Genomic DNA, 18,441 nt, shown 5'->3' with positions numbered 1-18,441 from the left:
ATCGAATAGCGCACCATGTGTACGATACACAGCTGAACCTGAGCATTGGGATAAACGGTGTTAATGGCATCAGGAAAGCCTTTTAGGCCATCGACACAGGCAATGAGAATATCTTGCACCCCGCGATTTTGTAGTTCAGTGAGAACGCCCAGCCAGAACTTAGCGCCCTCATTTTCTGGTAGCCACATGCCAAGCAGCTCTTTTTTACCGTTAAGGTTAACGCCTAAGGCTAAGTAAATGGCTTTGTTGATGATCTGCTTGTCTTGACGTATCTTCACGACAATGCAGTCCAAATAGACAATAGGATAAACACTGCTCAATGGCCGGTTCTGCCAAGCGGTGATGTCCTCTAAGATGTTGTCAGTAACTCTTGAAACCAGTGTGCTTGATATGTCGACATCGTAAAGCTCTTTAATGGTTTCGACGATCTCAGTGGTGGTTTGGCCCTTGGCGTAAAAGAATATGATTTTATCATCAAGGCCAGTGATGCGAGTTTGATGCTTGCTCACTAATATAGGCTCAAAGCTGCCACCGCGGTCTCTTGGAGTGGAGATCTCAAGATCGCCTGTGTCACTGCGGACGGTCTTTTTAGTGTGCCCATTGCGCTTGTTTGGCTTATCCGCCTTTTCATGCTTAGGATAGCCAAGATGGTCTTCCATCTCAGCTTCAAGAGCGGTATCGATAAAGGATTGCATGAGTTGCTTTTGGAAGTCTTTGATGTCATCAAAGCTTTTCATGCTACTAGCCATTTGCTCGGCCAGTTTTTTAATGTCAGATTGAGTAGTCATTGCTTATTCTCCGGTTAGTGGATTATAAGCAGTTACACAGTTTTTAGGAAACCCCCTTTTTAAGACGGTTTACTATCTATAATTCCCACGCTTTAGGGTCTTGATCAACTAGACTAGTGAACTAACCAAGTCATTACAGACCACTATAAAACATTCATTTTGAGAAATAAATCTTAATTTTTTATCGCTTGACCCTTCAACGTTGAACACACCCCCATTCTCAGATTATCTTTATCTACCGCTCAATCACTTTCTCATCGATCATTTCAGTTAATAGCTGTGTCACTGTTTTACGACTATCAAGCGCATGCTTTTTCAGCTTAATATACATCTCTTCATCGAGATTAAAATTTACGCGAACTGTCTTTTTTGGACTATCCGAGACATCTGATAAATCGAGCTCATCTTTTCTTTTTTTACTTGGTCTACCTGCTGCCAGACTCATACCCTACTCCGCATCAAAAAATGTTTTTATTTCATTCACTAAAGCTGTTATCTCTTGTACAGCACTACTATTAGATGCTTCTGTATCAAATACCGTTTTGCCTAATGATGCGCTGTTCGGGTAACTTACACGCTGCATAATTCTAGTATCCAAAACTGGTAACCCATAGTCCAAAAGTACAGTAGCAACTTCTTTACCGATGTTAGTATTTTGGATTGCTCTAGACACTACAAAGGCTGCCTTCAGCTTTCCCTCTGTCATCTCTATCCGCTGTTTCACTAGATCTACTAAATCACTGGTAGCCCAAATATCGTACGGACTCGGTTGTACAGGAATCAGTATAAAATCAGCAGCTTTAATAGCAGATATTGCTAGGCTCGTTGCTTGGGGGGAGCCATCAATGACCACATAATCCTTATCAGATACGCTTTTTAGATCTTTATCTAAAGTTGGGCGATCAAGTCCAATGACTGGAACTGGGTTATCTTCGTCAACCGCTCTCCAGTCCCTAGCACTACCCTGTTTATCGCTATCAACCAACAGAATACTATGCCCTTGTAGCTGTAGTCCCCTGGCTATTTGCGTGGCTATCGTCGTTTTGCCACTACCACCTTTTTGATTTAATACCGCTATTACTTTCATAGAGCAACTTCCATATTTTGAGTATTTGAGTATTTGAGTATTTGAGTATTTGAGTATTTGAGTATTTGAGTATTTGAGTATACTAGAAAAATTTAGCGTTTATCAGGCAATATATCAAGCTATTAATTAAGACTTTTCTTATCTTAATTCTATCGCCCGCCTGTTCCGCTAATCTGTTTTTATTTTTAGATAATCATCAAATGGTCGCTTAGAGAACTCTTTTGGGCTTTCTGCTATTAACTGTTCAGCTTTAGCCCAAAACGCTTCATTGCTATCTCTAGCTTCAACCGACAGCAATTGATGATCGTTATAGTCTGCCGTAAATTGCGCTGAACGAACAATACGTCTAATTTTATCTAGCGATAATGCGCCTTTATCATCTGTTAATGAGATAGCACCTTTTTTATAAAAACTGAAAGTTACGCTTTTATATGTGTGTTTGATCTTGCGATATTTAACACTGACGTTATAAGCAGTATTTTCATTTATTTGCTCGACTGCTTTTTCAATAACTGACTGGCGCAACTGTCCAAACTGTTTGTACTTACCAACACATCCCATCATATATCTAAATTCACCTAAATCTACAGTTTCACTCCATCTATTTTGTCCTTGCCAACAGACGACCATTTCATAAAGCCGAATAGCATAAATACTCGTCAACTCAACAGTATCAGCAAGCCTATATCGGGTAAAATTCTTCTTCAGCTGCGTTAGGTAAGGAAGTATCTTCTGGGCAAATGTGACAGTTATTTGTGATTTTTCAGGTTGAAATAAGACGCTTGATACAAAACGTGTCCTTAGCATTTCGTTATCAGGTAGCGCTATTTTAACTTCTCTTTCGAAAAGATTATTTGCAACAACATTCAAATCCCTGTAAACATTATCTTTACTAGAGTCCTTGTATAGCGCTTTCATCTGCTCAGTAGTTACCACGAATTCATCTTGCATTGTAATTTCAGACGCATTAGGTTGACTATTGATTTGACTAATACAGGCTAATAATAGGCGTTGTTCATTTCTTGTCAATTCGTAACTAGCAACAATTAAATCATTAGATTTTGCTACAAGATTATTTTTCATTTTATATTTACTCGTTCACTCAGTATTAGTGAGTATAACCTAACAACACAACGTATAACAATAATAAAATTAATATTGTTATACGTTGTGTTATCCCACATCATTTAGTGTTATCCCACATCATTTAGTGTTATCCCACATCATTTAGTGTTATCCCACATCATTTAGTGTTATCCCACATCATTTAGTGTTATACGGCGTTGCAAGCTATTGATTATAAAAGGGAAAAAGTGCTCTAAACAAGAGTAAACAGGGTTAAACAGGGTTAAACAAGATTAAATAAAAACCTTTAAAGAGATTTTTAAATTTTTCTATTGATAAGTTAATAAAATTGAGTGAATCTTAACGATTAAAGTCCATTAGCCAATATAGAGAAACAAGGCTTAAGTTCCAAAGCTAAAGACTAATTAAATGCAATTAGAACGAGTATGTTGATCGATAGCCTTCAAACTGCCTTATAGGGTTCTCTAGTGCTCGTTAGACAACTTATAGCTACAACTCATCATAGAGATTAACAATCCTTGTATCTCGCTCTGAGAGCGTCCTGGGTCTTAATAATTAAGTCATGTTTTATATCAGAAGCTTTATATCAATTTCCAGTGCATCACATATCTCATAGATCTTTTTGAGTGTGATGTTTTTTTCACCACGCTCTATATTACCCATATAGCTTCGATCAATCCCCGCCATCTCGGCTAGTTTTTCTTGAGATATCCCCTTAGCTTTTCTCACTTCACGTACGCGTTTTCCAAAAGCTACCATACGTTCATCTGTCGTCATAACATTAATCACTGCTAAAAATAGCAATACTCACAGTGGTTCGCTATAATATCCACGGGATATAGTCGGTATTAATAGGATGACCATGAAAACTAAAGTAGCGTATAAACCAGATATCACAGAAGATGCTAAAATTATCTGTGATAAGTATTGGTGGAGAGTCAAAAATAATAAGAAGAATCCCTTTCTTTACAGCTGTAAAGAAATAGGGGATGAATTTGGTCTGACATATAGGGAAGTTAATAGGATTGCTGAGGACAATGCTTATCTCACGATACTCGACTGCCGATGCGTAAACTGTAGTACTGCGAAAGTTTGCTGTAACCGTACAGAATTTATAAGCTTATATTTGGATAGTTGGGAGTGTGAGAACTGCTACTTAAAGGCTTTTTATCATAGGCTACAAGATAGCCGCCGCGATCGCACTGAAAGCGCTCTGCAGCAACAGTTGATAAAAGAAAACTCCTTTATAAACCAACTTATCCAGTTTCGTCAGACTCAGCTATATTTAGTTCCCAGTTTGGATAATATTGACACTATTGATCATTACTTGTTAGTCGCTGTTATAACATGCTTGGGAACAGACAATCTCCGTTCAACTATCTCCTTATCTGACAATCTAGACACTCCCTTATCGCCATCATATAGTCTAGACACTAAAATATTAGACCATTTAATGAGAAAAAACTTACTGTTAGTTAACATTGAAAATTCATATGATTATGTTCATGCCAATGAAGATTGTTTGCTTCAATTCGACCTATTTAAAATGACATTTGATTTTGCTTATAGTCCGGACCAACTTCAAAAATTGATAATCGATAGTAAGTATGATCCCTCAAAAAAGAAACTCATACATAATCCTGAGTACAAAGAGTGGTGTCAGGATATTCAATTAGAGGAATGTATTAGTTATCTGACGTATTGCTCCAAAAATAATAATCTAGCACCCATTGTTGGTGCAAAAATGGCGAGCTTATTGAATACCTGCTTACTAAACTATTCCGTTAGTGAGATCTATTGCATAATATGGGAAGGGGTAGAAAGGGCTTCTTCATATTGCAATAAGCCTAGTTTTGACAAAATGCGTGCCTCTAATGCTATCTACGGTAATATTCAGAAAATATATGAAAAGATAAATAATCAGTTGACGGAAAATAGAAAATACAGTCGTGATGATACGCATCCAAAATCTGTCCTTACTAGGACGTTTTTTGATGAGATACATGGAATCGAAGATTGTGGATTTAAACACACAGTCAGTGATTTACTTAAGCACCTACAACCTCATAAAACGATATCGACTATATACTACCCACGATTATTATAAAAAAAGTAGTTACAAGCCATTCGAAATTAGTCCTGTAAAGCCTTGTATAAATCTGGTCCCATAAATAGTATATGAGTATATGAGTATATGAGTATATGAGTATATGAGTATATGAGTATATGAGTATATGAGTATATGAGTATATGAGTATAATAAAATCTTTTTCTAAAACCATTTTGAATGCTTGGAGCTCAATCTCAACCATCTTAACTAATGCTTTGAATACTATTTGAGGCTGCCTCAGCTATTATTTAGAAATTATCCTTACTGTTAGCTTAAATTTAAACTTATTTAAACTTAAGATAATTATCCTGACCGATAATTCGAGCCTATTTAAAACCATCCTCGCTGTTCTTTCTGCCTGTTAGAATGCTACCTAATGCTGTTTAGTGCTGTTTAGTGCTGTTTAGTGCTGTTTAGTGCTGTTTAGTGCTATCAATTCAGTCGTACTAATCAATGTTTTGAACGATTAAATCAGACAAATGAGGGAGGAGGGTAGAGATAATCTTTGATTGCAGGATAGGCTGTCGCCGTCAAAAATGGGGTATTTTCCGTAGTTGTCTGTTGGTTGGTGGATTTACGATTGTTATATTAAAAAAGTAGGCCAGTGCACTTATCTTACTTTTGGTTAGCTAAAGCGATATTGCGTTGATAGGCTTCTATCAATAGGCGAAATAAAACGCTTTTCTAAGGCGTTTTATTTAAATGTTAGGTGGTGTATCAAAAGTATGCTGAGGAAATAAAGGGAGGGTGACAACCGAAGCGAGATGATATATTTGAGGTTATGAAGACACAAATAGATATCAGCTGCCCCGACTGTCACAGTCCCAGTTTAAAGAAGAATGGCATGAAAAGCTATGGTAAGCAGAACTACCAGTGTAAGGACTGCAAACGTCAGTTCATTGGCGATCATGCGTTAACTTATAAGGGCTGCCATTCTAAAATAGAAGACATCATACGGCTAATGACGGTTAGAGACTGTGGTGTTAGAGACATAGCTGTTATGGCCTCAGTTAGCATTGGTAAAGTGCTCAGCACCATAGGCTCATCCATTTATAAGATTGCTCCTAAAAAGCATTACTATGAACGCTTAGAAGTCGATGAGTTTTGGACTTACGTATATCGCAAGAAACGCAAAGTCTGGCTTATTTATGCTTACGACCGTACGACCAATGAGATTGTCGCTTATGTCTGGGGCAAACGTGACTTAATAACGGCTAAAAAGTTAAGAGCCCGTCTTGAGCAGCTTAAAGTCAGCTATGACGCTATCAGTATGGACAACTGGGATAGCTTTATAACCGCCTTAAACATCGAATAAACGAGCCGTTAGAAAAATCTGTTGCTTCTCGAAAAAGCTTGAAATCACCTTAAAACGTTCGACTTGGTGTTCTTTTATATTAATTATGGCTATGTCTGATGACAGCATACTTTTTAGAACACCACCAAAAATTAAATATATGATTGTGCTCTAATAGTCAAAAAGATTTGAAACAGATGAGGTTTGCTACTTTATGAAGGCGATTAAGCTAACGTTTGCATTCTTGACATCGTATACCAACTAACTGGACTATCAGAATGAGTAGATGAGTAGATGAGTAGATGAGTAGATGAGTAGATGAGTAGATGAGTAGATGAGTAGATGAGTAGATGAGTAGATGAGTAGATGAGTAGATGAGTAGATGAGTAGATGAGTAGATGAGTAGAAATTACTCAAAAAGAAGGATGTAATATGTATTTAGTCGTTCAACAAGGATTAAATAGTCTTTGCAGAAACTTGTCTGAAATTTACGTAACTCTTAGATATGTTAAATCTATTTAAGAAAGATCTTAACCATATTGGATAGCCTAAGCACCATTAATATAGATAAATTTTAGAATAAAACTAATCAGTATTATTGGTTAATTAACCTTATTTGAAACGAATACATATTATAAAGTACGTATTGTTGTTTTCTATGATAATAAATTTTGCTTAGGCTATAAAGACTATAGTAAATATGACTTAGTAGGTTTCTCATATCCAGTATGCGTTGCTCTGATTAAACGGTCACGCAATGATTTTTTATCAGGAATGCTAATGCTCGAAAAGTCAGAGCGCAAAATCCTGTCAGCTACCAGACGTACCATACATAGTGTTTCAGTATTATCCGTTATTTAATGTTTCTGTAAGTGCTCATTAGACCACTGAAACCATAACTCACGAACATTACAGTCACCCAAGATCAGTACATATAATGTCACCCGGTGATTAAATACCTCTTATCCTTTTTCACCTAGGCTGATAATTGCGTTGATATATGCTCGCGTAAAGGAGTCGTAATTCACTGGATCTTAAACAATTGTGCCATCTATTTCTGACTCAAACTTTGTTACGGCATCGTTGAATACAGAGTGAATCAGCGCGTCTTTAGTCGTAAAGTGATGCATCACCCTACCTTTTGTGAACCCTACCGCGTCAGCTACGGCCTGAAACGTGACATGCGACAACCCTTTTTTCTAACGTAAGGCGGGCCGCTTTATTAAGTAAAGCACGGCGAACCAAATGTGGACGCTTTTTGCGTTTATGAGCATTGCCCATATTTCAATGTCCTACAGAATTAGAAAATATATTCATAACCACCACACCGCCGACAATCATTGCAATACCAATTACGGCCGGTGTATCTAAATTTTGCTTAAATATTATTATGCCAATAATAGAAGTTAGCACGATACCAAGTCCACCCCATAAAGCATAAGCAACACCCAAAGGTAACGTTTTTAGCGTATGAGTCAATAGATAAAACGAAAATACATAAAGCACGCCCATAATAATGGTTGGAACTAAACGGGTAAACTGTTGTGATTTAACCAAAAATGTCGTGCCGATAACTTCACAGATAATAGCTATGCCAAGGTAGAAGTAAGCAATAGTAGTAGGACTCATATTTAAAATGCTCATATTGGTAAAAGCGCTGTTGGTTAGAATTTTATAGAGAAACCGTATAGTGGCTATCTTATATGTTTTTACTGACGGAACTATGCTGAAAAAACTGTAGAACCAAACTTGGTAAACTAAGCATATTAACAGGAGTTTATTATAACTAAGAAAATCAGAACCCACAGTGCAGCCTTCAAAGCTGAAGCCGTCAAAAAGATAGCAGATAATAATGGCAATGTTTCAGCGACTGCAAAGCAGCTAGGTATAGCCATGCAGACCTTACCTAACTGGCAAAACAAAGCTGATAAAGGCAAGCTTATCGGTACTAAAGAATATGATCCTGAGCTCATGGCTATACTAGAAGATAATAAACGTCTTAAAGGTGATCTCAAAGTTGCTCAGGAGGAGCGAGATATTCTAAAAAAGGCCACAGCGTACTTCGCGAAACACAGTTGATGAAGTACGTCTTTATCAAGGATAACCAGAAAATATTTAGCATCACCTGTATGTGTCACGTATTAGATATTAAGCCATCAAGCTATTACAACTGGATCAATCGAAGCATCAGTGATTAGCAGATTCATCGAAATCAATGTGAGTTGCTAGTCAGAGTGGCTCATGATGAGACTAAGCAGCGCTATGGCTATGAGCGATTGTATGCTTAGCTTAAAGGGCAAGGATTGTAGTGGTCAACTAATTTAGGACACCTAATAAGAGGCTCTTGTTAAAGTAACGTCTCTTTTTTTCTGCTGGTGGTAAATAATCATTGAAACGGTGTGGTCTCACAGTTTGATAATAACCCCAGATATAATCAATAATAGTGGCCGATGCTGTATCAATATCCTCGTAACCGCCTTTTGGCATCCACTCCGTTTTAAATTTTCGGTTGGTGCATTATCCCATGAGCGAGGATTAGTAAAGCACTGCTTTGCCCGAGTGCAAGGCGGAGGGCTGTGCCCGTAGTGGATTTCCGCGACGGCTCATGCTTTGTGTCATACCCACGCAACCAGCGACTGACTCAGCAAACTTCTTGCTGGTGTCATGGGTTCCCTGATCGGAATGAAACAGCACATCAATTGATTTCAGGCGGGTATGGTACGCCATCTGCACCGCTTTAGCGGTCAACACACTGTCAGGTGAGTCTGACATGGCAAAGCCCACCACACGCCGGGCATACAAATCTAAAACAACGGCTAGATAACACCAGCCACCTTTGATACGGATATACGCTACATCACCCGTCCAAACTTGATTAGGGGCGGTTGGGCTAAAGTTGCGAGCTAGGATATTGTCATGCGTTTTATGAGCGTCATCAGCGTGCTTGTATTTATGCGCCTTCAATTGACAGTTTTTAAGGCCCATCTGAGCCATCAGCTTACCTGCCATGCTCATTCATCATGATTTCCGCAATGCTACGTGCCCCTGCTGACTGCTTAAAGCGGTTAAATATTCGACGTATTAAGGCTTTGATTTTCACAGTCTCAAGACTGACAGACTTGGGTTGCAAGCCATAGTAATAACTGCTCTTCATCACACCAAACAGCTTGCACAGTCGGCTTTTACTGACCCGTTTGTCTTGCTCTGCAAGCTCACTGATCAGCGATAGTCGTTTAGACTGTCCAATGCCAGCAGTGAGGAAGCCTTTTTTAAGATGTCGCGCTCCATAGTCAGCCGCTTAACCTGTTTACGTAGCTCTTGGAGCTCTCGCTGCTCATCAGTTAAAGAATTGCCAGCTTTAGGTGCTTGGCCATTTAACTCTTGCCGGTACTGAATTAGCCATTTCTGTAAGGTTGATTTACCAATACCAAGTGAGCTTGCCACATTGGGTATTTTACATTGGTGATCAGCTACTAAGCTGATAGCTTCAAGCTTGAATTTTCGGGTATATTGGGTTGCGTTTGTTGGTCATGCTATTTTCCTTCTTTGGGTTAATATAACTTCTTAGAAGCTGTCCATTTTTATTATGCCACTACAATTAAACAATACCGTCCGCTTTGAGCTTAGCAATCATATCGCTATCATAACCAAGAGTTGCTAGCGTACTATCAGTATGCTCGCTTAGAGTTGGTGGCGGCGAGCGATAGCTCACTGGCGACTCAGATAATTTGATAGGATTGCCCAGTGCTTTGACTGGACTACCTTGCGCCATAAAATCAATAACCATTTCTCGTGCTTGTGCTTGCGGCATGGCTAAGGCTTCAGCGACATTATGAATCGCCCCACTCGGAATGCCTGTTTGATTTAAAATATCTAACCAATAAGAACGGGAATGTTGCGCAAACTGATCGACTAGTCTGTCGCATAGCAACTTACGATGCTTCACGCGTGCTGGATTGGTCATAAAGCGGTCATCTTGGTGCCAATCAACCGCTAATACTTGGCAGAGCTTGGTAAACTGCTGATCGTTACCACAGGCTAAGATGAAGTGCTCCTCACCTTCAGCCGCGAATACTTGATAAGGGACGATATTAGGGTGTTGATTCCCCAGTCTTGGTGGCACCTCACCTGACGCAAGATGGTTCATGCCAACATTGGCCAGCATCGCAAGCGCACTATCTAACAGTGCCACATCAACCTGTTGTCCTCGTCCCGTATGCTGCCGTGCTATTAATGCAGCCTGAATACCTATTGTCAGTTGTAGTCCTGCAAATAAATCCACTACCGCCACGCCGACCTTATGCGGCTCACTATCGCTAGGACCAGTAATACTCATCAGACCTGATAAACCCTGAATAATATAATCATAACCTGGACGCTCAGCATCAGGTCCTGTTAGTCCAAAGCCAGTCAATGACGCGTATATTAAACACGGATTTTCTCGTTTAAGGCTGCCATAATCCAAACCATATTTTTTAAGGTTACCGACCTTAAAGTTCTCAACCACAATATCGCTATCAGCAGCGAGCTGTTTGATGATTTTTTGCCCTGCAGGGGTAGTTATATCTACAGTGAGGGATTTTTTATTGCGGTTAATGGTGGCATAGTATGCAGAAGTGTCATCGCTAAACGCTGGTGGTGCCCAGTGACGGGTCTCATCACCAATACGCGGGCGCTCAATTTTAATGACTTCTGCGCCTAAGTCTGCTAAAACCTGAGTACAGGATGGCCCTGCCAACACTCTAGACAAGTCTAATACCTTGATACCATGCAATGCGCCTTGTTGTTCTGTATCATCATCAGTCTGCTTTGGCTTTGCTGTCACACTTGTAATCATGATAATCCCTTATCTTTTAACGGATTTTATTTTTCTGGATTTAATGTTCTGTTTATCATTAAAAGTTTTAATGATAAATGGTCAATAAAAAAACGTACGCTACTGGATATGAAGCGCTCCAGTGAGCACTAAATAGTAGCGTACGTTTATCATTCTAAAACCGTACTAAAACCAGTTATGAGAAAGCTTGGATACCAGTTTGTGCACGACCTAGGATAAGCGCATGAATATCATGGGTTCCTTCATAAGTATTGACCGCCTCTAAATTCATCACGTGACGAATAACGTGATACTCATCACATATACCATTGCCACCATGCATATCACGGGCAACACGAGCAATATCAAGCGCTTTACCGCAGTTATTACGCTTAATCATTGAAATAATCTCAGGGGCGGCATTGTCCTCATCCATTAAACGACCGACACGCAGTGCTGCTTGCAGACCTAGCGTAATCTCAGTTTGCATATTGGCAAGTTTTAACTGTACCAATTGAGTGGCTGCTAGTGGACGACCAAACTGTTTACGGTCAAGGGTATATTGACGTGACGCCTTCCAGCAGAACTCAGCAGCGCCCATCGTACCCCAAGCAATACCATAACGCGCTTTATTCAAGCAGCCAAAAGGCCCTTTGAGACCACGAATATCTGGAAAAGCATTGGCTTCAGGAACGAATACTTTATCCATCACAATCTCACCCGTGATTGAGGCACGCAATGAGAATTTACCTTCAATTTTGGGTGCTGATAAACCTTTCATGCCTTTATCTAATATAAAGCCACGAATCGCGCCTTCATCATCTTTTGCCCATACCACGAACACATCAGCAATCGGACTGTTGGTAATCCATGTTTTATTTCCTGACATCTCGTAGCCGCCATCAACTTTACGCGCGCGCGTCGACATTGATGAAGGATCTGATCCTGAGTCCGGCTCTGTCAGACCAAAGCAGCCGATATATTCACCAGTTGCCAACTTAGGCAAATACTTCTCTCTTTGCTCTTCCGTACCATATTCATGGATGGGATGCATAACTAAGCTTGACTGTACACTCATGGCTGATCGATAGCCTGAATCAACCAATTCAACTTCTTTAGCAATGAGACCATAAGCAACACTAGATAAGCCGGCACAGCCGTACCCTTCAATAGTGACACCCAGCAGTCCCATCTCGCCCATTTGACGCATGATATTACGATCAAAATGCTCATTACGGTTTGCTTCAATGATGCCTGGCATTAGTTCTTTTTGAAAGAACTGATGGGCGGTCTCCGTTACCATACGCTCTTCATCAGTTAGCTGGTTACGCAATAAAAAAGGATCTTCCCAATCGAAGCGTGGACTAGTGGAATTGGCCATGTAGTTCTCCTTGGTGTCAGTCATCCTGACTAACAAATAGTATTTGACTTGTATGTTCTGCTGTGCGAAACTTAGTTTCATAATCTATACTTATTAAAGCAAAAAAAATGTTCTCTGTAAACCTTTATCCCAAAATAAGGCTATAAAATGACAAAAAGATTACCGACAACAGAACGACTTTTAGATCTAATAAACGACTCTCTAGCGCAAAGAAAAGAGGCTGACGACAGACAATTCGTCACTGCACTTGGTCGTGGTTTAATTTTACTTTCAGCATTTGAATATCATGAACAACTTGGTCATCAGCAATTATGCCAGATGACCAAGTTGCCCAAAGCGACTGTTACTCGCCTTGTTCATACCTTAACCACGCTTGGTTTTTTGCGGACGAATGCGCAGGGACAATATCAACTTGGTAGCAGTTCGGTGCGTTTGAGTGCTCAGGCATGGAGCCGTCATGATGTGGTGGCGTTTTCAGAACCATTACTACGTCAATTCGTCATGCAGAATGAAGTATCAGTGAACTTAGCCACAGAAATTGAAGGTGAAATGCGTTATTTAGCATGCTATCGAAGTCCCGCTCGCCTATCCATAAACTTGCAAGTAGGCTCGGCCGTACCGGTCGCCAGAACCGCAATAGGGCGCACTTTTTATGCGGTAAGCTCACCTACTAGGCAAGCTGTGATTACCGCCAATCTGAAGGCGGGTTTACCAGTAGATGATTTCCAACAAGCGCAAAAGGCATTAATCCAGGCATCACAATATTATGAAACGCATGGTTATACGTTATCAGATGGTGATTTTTCTACAGATATTTTAGCAGTCGCGGTAGGCGTCTTTGATGTTACTACTGGACACTATGCCTATTCACTAAATGCTAGCGTCCCTCGTGCTAACTGGGAAGCAGAGGAATATGCAGCGATGATTGTGCCTAAGCTGCAAGTACTTTCTGAGAGCATTGGGCGCGGTGCGTAGGAGGTCACGTGCACCTAAAGAATTGATTGAATAGTACGTATAAAAGCTATTAGATAGTTATTTATATTTCATGGATTTAATGTACGCCAACTAAGGATACTAAACCATTTATGACTGATTTTTATGACAAGTACGTGACAAAAATGGGTACTGATAAATGAGCTTAGTTAACGGTAGTACACCTATAACTAGTTAAGCAATAGAAGTACTAGCGTGTAAAGAACTGTAAGTTTCCGTTTGAACGTTTGAAGCTATCTTATTTATTAGCCAGGTAATATGACATGTTTGCTTTTTTGATAAGCCAACAAACCATCTGCTCCAAGCTCGCGTCCAATACCACTTTGCTTGAATCCTCCCCAGCCAGCCTGAGGAAGTAAAATTTGTTGTTCATTAATCCAGAAATGACCGGCTTTAATCTGTAAAACCATCTCTAACGCCACTTGCTCATCTGAGCTGACGATGGTCGAAGCCAATGCAAACAGGCTGTCATTTGCCAATTGTATGGCCTCTTCATCATCTTTAAACGTTGTGCTTACAAGTATTGGCCCAAATATTTCCTCTTGCCATAATCGACTATTCGTTGTTACATTTGTATAAATTGTTGGGCAAGCGAAATATCCTGAATTATCTAACACTGTACCGCCTATAAGGCAATCGAGGTTTTCTTCGATAGCGATATTGAAATATTTTTGTATCTGATCCATCTGTTGCTGACTGACCAATGGTCCCATTTGAGTCATAGGATTAAAGCCATCACCAATATGAATATTTTGAGTATATTCTTTAAGTTTTTGATACAAAGGTTTAGCGATATCTTTATGTACGAGCAGTCTTGAGGTCGCAGAACACATCTGCCCTGCATTGGTAAAGATACCACCAATAATAATCTCACAGGCTGCCGCTATGTCCGCATCGGCGCGGATAATAATGGCAGACTTGCCTCCAAGCTCAAGACTAATATCTTTTACACCTTTGGCCGCTTGGCTCATAACCTTTTCACCAACCCCATTACTGCCAGTGAAAGAAACTTTATCAACCAGGGTATGACTAGTCATTGCTGTGCCTACTTCGGCAGCGCCCGGTAGAATATTGACGACCCCTTTTGGTAAGCCAATAGCAGACAATATATCACCCAGTATCAATTCTGGTAGCAATGTTACCTCAGATGGTTTTAAGACCACTGTACACCCCGCCGCTAACGAAGATGCCAATTTCCAAGATGTCGTTACCATAGGAAAGTTCCAGGGTACGATGAGCGCGCAGACACCAATAGGGGCAAATGTTTTAAGTAGGCGTACACCAGATTCAAGAATTGATACTTCAGACCAAGTTTCTTGCTTTACAATGAGATTAGCATAATAACGGTAGCAAGCAATGGCATCACTGACATCCATTTTTGCTTCCTCAATTGGTTTGCCATTATTCAAAACAGACAAGGCAATTAATTCATAGCATTGCTGCTCCATGGCATCCGCAATAGCATTCAAGTAACTAGCTCGCTCGCTTACCGTTGTTTGTGACCATAACGATAAGGCTCGAGAAGCTGCGTTAACTGCAGCATCCACATGAACCTTGGTGCACAACTGAGTGGTAGCGATGACTTCACCTGAGTTTGGGTCATACAAAGAGTGAAGGTTATTTTCGTTATCAATAGTAGATGAAGGCGCAATAGCTTCCCAATGACCATCTATATAGGCTGCATTTAATACCACTTTAGTTTTAGCCAACTGTTTGGCAAAGTCTCGCGTTATACCGTTAGGTTCTATAGTATTCATAATAGGTTATTACCTTTAATATTTTTGATAGGAATCATAAGCATAGTCATGACTGTCAAATTACTGTGCTGTCACGGGTAGAGGAATATCCATACAAAATATTTGCACTTAATTTTTTAAGATTGTTTATGCAGATATTTTCAAGACAATCTTGCCAAAGGTATCGCCTTTTTGTAGCTGCCGGTGTGCTGCGGCTATTTCAGACAACGGGTAAGTTTGTTGGATACACAACGTAAGTTCGCCATCAGATACCTGTTGTAGTACTCGCGCCATATCTTGGCCATTTTGCTCAACCCCGTACCCATCGACACTTAAGCCTTTATAATTACCAGCCTCTTTTAACTTATCTACCCAAATTGTTGGCAGCACCTTAACGCGCCCGCCTGTTCTCAAAACGCTAAGCGCTCGTACACCTGCATCACCACCAACCAAGTCAAGTAGCACGTCGGCTTGAAGGTCAGGAAAATCAGTATTTTTAGTATAGTCAATCCAACCCGTAAGCTTATTTCTTTCTATTAACTCGTCAAGCTTAGCGTACTTTTCGGGTGAGCAAATGACTGTCAATTTAATATCATCTTGCGCTACTTTTTTCATTAATAACTGAATCAAAAGATGCCCAACACCGCCTGCTGGAGCGTTCATCACGACATGCTCGCCTTTTTTGATATCAGCAAATGCCATAAACTGTATCGCTGTTTGTCCTATACAAGGTAGTGCACCCGCCTCTTCTAAAGTAACTCCATTTGGTACCTTGGCTAGTAGATTCGCGTCTACAGCCACATATTCAGCATAACAGCCGCCAGCAAAGTTAAGAGCAGCAACTGTGTCACCGACAACAAAGTGTTCATTATTACTGCTGACCACTTCACCTGCTACATCAAACCCCAAAATCGCTGTTTTATCATGATCAAACTTATCTTTAAGGATATTATCCGCACCCCAGCCTTTACCTTGACGAGTTTTGTAATCAACAGGATTGATACCGGCGTAAGCCACTTTTATTAATACCTGTTCATCAGCAAGCTTAGGGATAGAAACGCCAGATTGATATTTCATGACTTCAGGTGCACCAAACTCGCTGATAAGAATGGCATGTTGAGTACTTTTTTGCTGATTAACGGTAGTAGGATTAGACATAACAAAACACCTTTATCTTTTACTTATCAATTAATTCTTGTAATGTTCACTTTAAAATTTTATTCAATAGATGATATTTTTAGTAGATAGCATAGCTATGTTATCTACTAAAATAAGTAAGCTCATTAAGCGCAGGTGATGAAAAACCTTCATTATTGATAATGAAGCTACGCTAAGACCAAATACTCTTGGCTTTTTTCATTGGATTGACCAAACCCCAGCCTACTTAGCTAAAATAAGTATATGATTCACCCATTTCAGCAATAAACTCATCAGCTTCATCGATCTCATAAATAATCGGTTGCTGTCCTTTTGTATCTTGCTGCAGCGCCTCTACCAGCTGTTGTTTATCTGTAATTCTGCGATAGCCTGCGCCAAACCCTGCTGCTAACAGCTCAAAGTTAGGGGTTTTGATACTAACGCCAATTAAAGGTAAACCTTGCTCTTGCATATAGCGACGAATCTCGCCATAGCCTTGGTTATTCCACAACAATACTATTAGTGGCAGCTCAAGCTCTGCGGCACAAATCAGCTCAGCTATCGTAAACTGAATACCGCCATCACCGATTATACTGACCACTGCATTATCATTCGCCAGCATGGCACCAATAGCAGCTGGTAGTCCGTAGCCTAACGTCCCAAACCCTGTCGCTGAATTGAACCACTTGCGAGTACCCAAAGCCTCAAACCCATTATTACCACTATAAACAGGCTGCGTAGAATCACCGACCATAATAACGTCTTGTAGCGTATCTCTAATCAGTTTGAGTAGTGCACTTTGACCAGCAAAGCTTGCTGGCATAGACGCTGCTATTTCCTGTTTTATCTGTGCTACTCGCTCACTCGCGTCACGATTAAAACCTTGATTTTCTAAGCGTTCACATAATCCAGTAATCGCCATTTGAGCATCCGCTAATACGGCAATATTAGCTCTAAATGGACGTTGCAACTGTCGTGCATCACAATCAATTCGAATAAGTGTGCCATTGATATGAAAGCCTTTATCAAAGACGATATCATAATCAGTCTCGCCAAGCTCAGTACCAATCGCTAGTACCAGATCTGCCTCAGCGATAAGCGCGCGGCCCGCTACTGACGATTGATTACTCCCCAAACTTAACGGATGACCCGGCGGCAACAGACCTTTGCCATTAATGGTCAAAAAGGTTGGCGCATCGATAAGCTCGGCAAGTTTCTGCGCATCACTATTTACAGCAACGCAACCGCCACCGTAGAGTAGAACTGGGTTTTTTGCAGTCTTTAGGCAGTCAATAATTAGATCTAGCTGCGCTGGATTGGGAAGCGGTCTCATGACTTGAGGTAGCATTAAGCTATCTATATCGGCTTGGTTGTTTGCCGGCGGCTTGGCAACATGACTGGCATCCGCTGTAATCACATCAATGGGTAATTGAATATGAACAGGCCCTGGTCGCGCGCCATTAAATAATGAAAAAGCTTCGGCAATAACCTTAGGTAGAGCCTCAGGGTGCCAGATAGTCTTACTAAATAGCGCAACTTTACTCACTAGGCCTTGCTGATCATGTAATTCATGCAAGTGCCCTTCACCGCTACCCGTATTTTCAATTTTGTTAACACTAGAGATGACTAGCATCGGTATGGAGTCAGCAGCTGCTTGCGCCATTGCGGTCATGATATTGGTCATGCCAGGCCCAGTAACTATAAAGCAGACGCCAACTTTGCCAGATGCTCGGTAATAACCGTCGGCCATAAACCCAGCGCCTTGCTCATGACGCGGCGTGATATGGCGAATACTAGTATTCGGTAGGCCGCGATATAACTCTACGGTATGCACGCCAGGAATACCAAATACAGTCTCTACTCCATAATATTCTAACCATTGTACCAATAGTTCTCCACAAGTCAGCGATGGAATAGTTGGCGGAGTGGTTGCTGTTGGCGTCGATATCGATTGTGTCATAAAAAATTCATCCTTAAATTTTACTGTCAGAGTTATAGTCTAATATCAAACAT

Annotated in this window: 16 protein-coding genes and 3 pseudogenes; 4 read left to right on the top strand and 15 right to left on the bottom strand. The window is 40.4% G+C overall.

Annotated elements, in window-relative coordinates; genetic code table 11:
- The 5 genes from CAN34_RS11845 to CAN34_RS11825 all read right to left on the bottom strand — a co-directional run.
- Positions 1–788 (bottom strand): IS256 family transposase (locus tag CAN34_RS11845; RefSeq protein ID WP_121509233.1); only part of this gene is annotated, 788 nt, incomplete at its 3' end.
- 235 nt (positions 789–1,023) lie between these two features.
- The gene (locus CAN34_RS11840; protein ID WP_089555819.1) at positions 1,024–1,233 is read right to left on the bottom strand and encodes a plasmid partition protein ParG; all 210 of its coding nucleotides are present in this window, start codon (positions 1,231–1,233) and stop codon (positions 1,024–1,026) included.
- Positions 1,234–1,236: 3 nt separating this feature from the next.
- The gene (gene parA, locus CAN34_RS11835) at positions 1,237–1,875 is read right to left on the bottom strand and encodes a ParA family partition ATPase (protein WP_089555818.1); all 639 of its coding nucleotides are present in this window, start codon (positions 1,873–1,875) and stop codon (positions 1,237–1,239) included.
- 168 nt (positions 1,876–2,043) lie between these two features.
- Positions 2,044–2,958 carry a replication initiation protein gene (locus tag CAN34_RS11830; RefSeq protein ID WP_089555817.1) on the bottom strand — a complete coding sequence of 305 codons (915 nt, stop codon included), beginning with the start codon at positions 2,956–2,958 and terminating at the stop codon, positions 2,044–2,046.
- A 570-nt stretch (positions 2,959–3,528) separates the two neighbouring features.
- Positions 3,529–3,738 (bottom strand): helix-turn-helix domain-containing protein, encoded by a 210-nt coding sequence (locus CAN34_RS11825; protein ID WP_089555816.1) that lies wholly within the window; start codon positions 3,736–3,738, stop codon positions 3,529–3,531.
- 85 nt (positions 3,739–3,823) lie between these two features.
- On the opposite strand from CAN34_RS11825, the gene CAN34_RS11820 reads away from it, so the two are divergent.
- Entirely contained in the window at positions 3,824–5,068 is a 1,245-nt protein-coding gene (locus tag CAN34_RS11820) for a hypothetical protein (RefSeq protein ID WP_089555815.1), read from the top strand.
- Between the two features lie 784 nt (positions 5,069–5,852).
- Positions 5,853–6,485, top strand: a pseudogene (locus CAN34_RS11815) (IS1 family transposase).
- A 914-nt stretch (positions 6,486–7,399) separates the two neighbouring features.
- Here the strand turns inward: CAN34_RS11815 and CAN34_RS14560 are convergent.
- Both CAN34_RS14560 and CAN34_RS11805 read right to left on the bottom strand, forming a co-directional pair.
- Positions 7,400–7,555, bottom strand: a complete 156-nt coding sequence (locus CAN34_RS14560; RefSeq protein ID WP_228719550.1) for a TetR/AcrR family transcriptional regulator — start codon at positions 7,553–7,555, stop codon at positions 7,400–7,402.
- Between the two features lie 94 nt (positions 7,556–7,649).
- A complete protein-coding gene (locus CAN34_RS11805) occupies positions 7,650–7,994 on the bottom strand; it encodes a multidrug efflux SMR transporter (RefSeq protein ID WP_089555814.1) in 345 nt (114 codons plus the stop codon).
- 153 nt (positions 7,995–8,147) lie between these two features.
- On the opposite strand from CAN34_RS11805, the pseudogene CAN34_RS11800 reads away from it, so the two are divergent.
- Positions 8,148–8,650 (top strand): annotated as a pseudogene (locus tag CAN34_RS11800) (transposase); the annotation flags it as partial.
- Between the two features lie 250 nt (positions 8,651–8,900).
- Here the strand turns inward: CAN34_RS11800 and CAN34_RS11795 are convergent.
- The 5 genes and pseudogenes from CAN34_RS11795 to CAN34_RS11780 form a co-directional block, all read right to left on the bottom strand.
- Entirely contained in the window at positions 8,901–9,374 is a 474-nt protein-coding gene (locus CAN34_RS11795) for a DDE-type integrase/transposase/recombinase (RefSeq protein ID WP_165767653.1), read from the bottom strand.
- On the bottom strand, positions 9,364–9,522 hold the full coding sequence (locus tag CAN34_RS14280; protein WP_165767652.1) for a hypothetical protein: 159 nt from the start codon (positions 9,520–9,522) through the stop codon (positions 9,364–9,366). Before CAN34_RS14280 ends, CAN34_RS11795 begins: the two co-directional genes overlap by 11 nt.
- 62 nt (positions 9,523–9,584) lie before the next feature.
- A pseudogene (locus tag CAN34_RS11790) lies at positions 9,585–9,869 on the bottom strand (transposase); the annotation flags it as partial.
- Between the two features lie 94 nt (positions 9,870–9,963).
- Positions 9,964–11,202, bottom strand: coding sequence for a CaiB/BaiF CoA-transferase family protein (locus CAN34_RS11785; RefSeq protein WP_089555811.1), 1,239 nt, complete (start codon positions 11,200–11,202; stop codon positions 9,964–9,966).
- 175 nt (positions 11,203–11,377) lie between these two features.
- Positions 11,378–12,562, bottom strand: coding sequence for an acyl-CoA dehydrogenase (locus CAN34_RS11780; RefSeq protein WP_089555810.1), 1,185 nt, complete (start codon positions 12,560–12,562; stop codon positions 11,378–11,380).
- A 147-nt stretch (positions 12,563–12,709) separates the two neighbouring features.
- Between CAN34_RS11780 and CAN34_RS11775 the strand changes: the two genes are divergently transcribed.
- The gene (locus CAN34_RS11775) at positions 12,710–13,537 is read left to right on the top strand and encodes an IclR family transcriptional regulator (RefSeq protein WP_089555809.1); all 828 of its coding nucleotides are present in this window, start codon (positions 12,710–12,712) and stop codon (positions 13,535–13,537) included.
- A gap of 263 nt (positions 13,538–13,800) precedes the next feature.
- Here the strand turns inward: CAN34_RS11775 and CAN34_RS11770 are convergent, their stop codons facing one another.
- From CAN34_RS11770 to CAN34_RS11760, 3 genes are all read right to left on the bottom strand, one after another.
- Complete coding sequence (locus tag CAN34_RS11770) at positions 13,801–15,312, bottom strand: aldehyde dehydrogenase family protein (RefSeq protein WP_089555808.1); 1,512 nt, start codon at positions 15,310–15,312, stop codon at positions 13,801–13,803.
- Between the two features lie 126 nt (positions 15,313–15,438).
- Positions 15,439–16,449 carry an NADP-dependent oxidoreductase gene (locus CAN34_RS11765; protein ID WP_089555807.1) on the bottom strand — a complete coding sequence of 337 codons (1,011 nt, stop codon included), beginning with the start codon at positions 16,447–16,449 and terminating at the stop codon, positions 15,439–15,441.
- 226 nt (positions 16,450–16,675) lie between these two features.
- On the bottom strand, positions 16,676–18,388 hold the full coding sequence (locus tag CAN34_RS11760; protein WP_089555806.1) for a 5-guanidino-2-oxopentanoate decarboxylase: 1,713 nt from the start codon (positions 18,386–18,388) through the stop codon (positions 16,676–16,678).
- Positions 18,389–18,441 lie beyond the last annotated feature (53 nt).

It is taken from the genome of Psychrobacter sp. DAB_AL32B, assembly GCF_002224105.1.
GTDB lineage: Bacteria > Pseudomonadota > Gammaproteobacteria > Pseudomonadales > Moraxellaceae > Psychrobacter.
The sequence above is the reverse complement of the archived record's forward strand: the minus strand, read 5'-3'. Positions and strand labels throughout refer to the sequence as shown.

What these genes read in the sequence shown, in the direction of transcription:
- CAN34_RS11770 (WP_089555808.1), bottom strand. Translation starts at nt 15,312, where the DNA reads ATGAATACTATAGAACCTAACGGTATAACGCGAGACTTTGCCAAACAG.
- CAN34_RS11775 (WP_089555809.1), top strand. Translation starts at nt 12,710, where the DNA reads ATGACAAAAAGATTACCGACAACAGAACGACTTTTAGATCTAATAAAC.
- parA (WP_089555818.1), bottom strand. Translation starts at nt 1,875, where the DNA reads ATGAAAGTAATAGCGGTATTAAATCAAAAAGGTGGTAGTGGCAAAACG.
- CAN34_RS11820 (WP_089555815.1), top strand. Translation starts at nt 3,824, where the DNA reads ATGAAAACTAAAGTAGCGTATAAACCAGATATCACAGAAGATGCTAAA.
- CAN34_RS11765 (WP_089555807.1), bottom strand. Translation starts at nt 16,449, where the DNA reads ATGTCTAATCCTACTACCGTTAATCAGCAAAAAAGTACTCAACATGCC.
- CAN34_RS11780 (WP_089555810.1), bottom strand. Translation starts at nt 12,562, where the DNA reads ATGGCCAATTCCACTAGTCCACGCTTCGATTGGGAAGATCCTTTTTTA.
- CAN34_RS11805 (WP_089555814.1), bottom strand. Translation starts at nt 7,994, where the DNA reads ATGAGTCCTACTACTATTGCTTACTTCTACCTTGGCATAGCTATTATC.
- CAN34_RS11825 (WP_089555816.1), bottom strand. Translation starts at nt 3,738, where the DNA reads ATGACGACAGATGAACGTATGGTAGCTTTTGGAAAACGCGTACGTGAA.
- CAN34_RS11840 (WP_089555819.1), bottom strand. Translation starts at nt 1,233, where the DNA reads ATGAGTCTGGCAGCAGGTAGACCAAGTAAAAAAAGAAAAGATGAGCTC.
- CAN34_RS11795 (WP_165767653.1), bottom strand. Translation starts at nt 9,374, where the DNA reads ATGGCAGGTAAGCTGATGGCTCAGATGGGCCTTAAAAACTGTCAATTG.
- CAN34_RS11785 (WP_089555811.1), bottom strand. Translation starts at nt 11,202, where the DNA reads ATGATTACAAGTGTGACAGCAAAGCCAAAGCAGACTGATGATGATACA.
- CAN34_RS11830 (WP_089555817.1), bottom strand. Translation starts at nt 2,958, where the DNA reads ATGAAAAATAATCTTGTAGCAAAATCTAATGATTTAATTGTTGCTAGT.
- CAN34_RS11760 (WP_089555806.1), bottom strand. Translation starts at nt 18,388, where the DNA reads ATGACACAATCGATATCGACGCCAACAGCAACCACTCCGCCAACTATT.